Origin of the sequence: Paramagnetospirillum caucaseum (genome assembly GCF_000342045.1) — a bacterium.
Classification (GTDB): Bacteria; Pseudomonadota; Alphaproteobacteria; order Rhodospirillales; family Magnetospirillaceae; genus Phaeospirillum; species Phaeospirillum caucaseum.
Map to the genome: position 1 here is coordinate 1 of NZ_AONQ01000188.1, position 759 is coordinate 759.

Genomic DNA, 759 nt, shown 5'->3' on the forward strand with positions numbered 1-759 from the left:
AGGCCAAGCCTAACGACCGCCGGGGCTGGTCCTCGACGGTGAAGGCCAACGTGGTGACTGACAAGAACGGATACGTGGTTGGGTCTTGGTCGTGACCCCATGCCGACAGGCAGACGATCACTGGGTGATGTAGCTCACCGTAGAGCGGTGACGAAAGTCGCAGGCGATGGGTCGTTCCCATCCATCACTCCCGATGGCGGCGTTGAACAGACGTGGCATGAAGCCCGTCGAAATCCGAATCAATCATGAAGCGGAACACGCCTTCGAAAGAAGGAAATGATGAAATCGAGAAGCAAAAGTACAACTAAATATCAGAATGCACCGGAAGCAACGGCTATCGACGATCCGGCATACACCCCGACAGCACTATTCTACGACATTGTGCATTCGTCGGACAATGCGACGCTCTTCATGCCGAATGACAGCGTGGAATTCTCAGACGATGCCACTGAACTTTACCTGCGGGAGTATTACGCTATCTTCGGCAGCGTACCGCAGATTTGGCACACCGTATTTTCCAGGTTGATCCCGCTTAAGATCGCAAGCTGGGGCTACCTGAAGGCAGGAACGCACCTGATCCCTATTCCGTTCGTGCCAGCCCCTGAGACGGTGGAGCGGAGCGACAATGGGGTTTCCACCACCATGACCCCGAGCCAGTACGGTATCTTTGTTTCAGCCGTGGTTTTCAGCCAGTTGGCCGTTGCCCTCCAGCATGACCCGAACTTTCTGGCCCTCAGCTTCATCAATGGTCTGGATATG

The 759-nt window shown here is 54.9% G+C and carries 1 protein-coding gene; it reads left to right on the forward strand.

Annotated features, from left to right (window positions below; translation table 11 throughout):
• Nucleotides 1–276: 276 nt before the first annotated feature.
• Nucleotides 277–759, forward strand: a 483-nt coding sequence (locus H261_RS22935) for a hypothetical protein (protein ID WP_008622828.1), incomplete at its 3' end; no start/stop codon positions are given.